Source organism: Bacteroides sp. HMSC067B03, from assembly GCF_001811315.1.
Lineage (GTDB): Bacteria > Bacteroidota > Bacteroidia > Bacteroidales > Bacteroidaceae > Bacteroides > Bacteroides faecis.
The window spans coordinates 1-1,249 of sequence record NZ_KV804440.1; the positions used below are offsets into that span (position 1 = coordinate 1).

At 33.3% G+C, this 1,249-nt stretch carries 3 protein-coding genes; all 3 read right to left on the bottom strand.

Features of this window, described 5'->3' with window-relative positions; translation table 11 throughout:
- Positions 1–105: 105 nt before the first annotated feature.
- From HMPREF2794_RS21615 to HMPREF2794_RS21625, 3 genes are read right to left on the bottom strand one after another with little or no spacing between them, the layout of a single operon-like run.
- Complete coding sequence (locus HMPREF2794_RS21615) at positions 106–549, bottom strand: hypothetical protein (RefSeq protein WP_005647353.1); 444 nt, start codon at positions 547–549, stop codon at positions 106–108.
- Between the two features lie 10 nt (positions 550–559).
- Positions 560–832: a hypothetical protein gene (locus HMPREF2794_RS21620; RefSeq protein ID WP_032951378.1), complete on the bottom strand. Its 273-nt coding sequence runs from the start codon at positions 830–832 to the stop codon at positions 560–562.
- The gene (locus HMPREF2794_RS21625) at positions 823–1,101 is read right to left on the bottom strand and encodes an HU family DNA-binding protein (protein ID WP_004295340.1); all 279 of its coding nucleotides are present in this window, start codon (positions 1,099–1,101) and stop codon (positions 823–825) included. Before HMPREF2794_RS21625 ends, HMPREF2794_RS21620 begins: the two co-directional genes overlap by 10 nt.
- Positions 1,102–1,249: the final 148 nt, after the last annotated feature.

Here is a 1,249-nt window from a genome sequence, read left to right on the forward strand (position 1 = left end):
TAATAATGTTCTTTTTTCGTCCATGTCCGGGAGAGCCGGGAAAAGTACGGTATCAAATTCCTTCCCGGCTTCTCTCCAGTACTGGCAGAAAAGGTATCAATTCTACTACTGGTAATTTTCCTGTCCGAATATATGTTGAACCATTGCATAATTTTCACCACTGTTAGACTTATGCAGCTTATCATCAATAAAAATTTTTACTTCTACTGTCTTAGGTAGCTGTAAATTTTCAAGGTTTTCTTCATCTTTAGGTACAGGGTAGGCAGATAGCCATAAATATGTTCCTTGTTTGGCTTCTTGCTCAAATGTAAATGGACTTTCTACAATAATTTCTTTGGCAGCTTCTTCGGGAGCTTCGGAAGAAATATCTACTCCTACTGTATAATGTATTAGAAGCTTGAAGTTTTCTGGGTCGCTTACGGTAGCTTCATAACGCACTTTTCCTATATCTCCTGTAGGTGGAGTATCAGGGTCGTTGTTATCGTCTTTACTGCATCCAGACAACATAAGGCTTAAACCAATCATTGCTAATGATAAATACTTTTTCATATTGTTTCTTTTAAATAGTTGATAATTCAATGTGTATCGTTCCATTTGCAGCATTATATGCTACTTCCTCAATATTGGTGAACCGTCTTATTGATTCTTTCCATTCTTCTGTTTGTGGATTGTGGTAATATTGTTCTTCTAATAGACTTATCAAATTATCAACTTGTTTGTTAGATAGATAAATCTTTTCTCCAACCCTTGGAACTACAGGTAATTGGATTGGTATAGAAATATTGTTCACACCATCTATAGGAATATGGATGTTTATTTCTATCATAGCCATTTCATGTTTAGTATATTTTTGGAAGGCTTAAATTTAACAACTTCCTTTTCTGGAACTTCTACAGGTTCTCCAGTTGCCGGATTTCTAGCTATCCGAGCTGGCTGAATAATCTTCTTGAAAGTACCAAAATCTTTTATAGAAACATCTTTTTCTCTTAGATTTTGAGATAATTCTTTAAAAAAACTATCAATTATTTCTGCTACTTCTTTTGTTGGTTTATTTGCCTTTTCAGCAACCATTTTGATTAAATCAGTCTTATTCATTTGCATATCAATAATATTTAATTACTTAAATCACTTAAACAAATTTCAGGAATAATTTGGGTATAGTCTTCTGTATCTGGTCTATAATGTATTGATTCAACAATATTGACCTCACAGATAACATCATATACCCATGCTTTAAAATTTCCTTCCA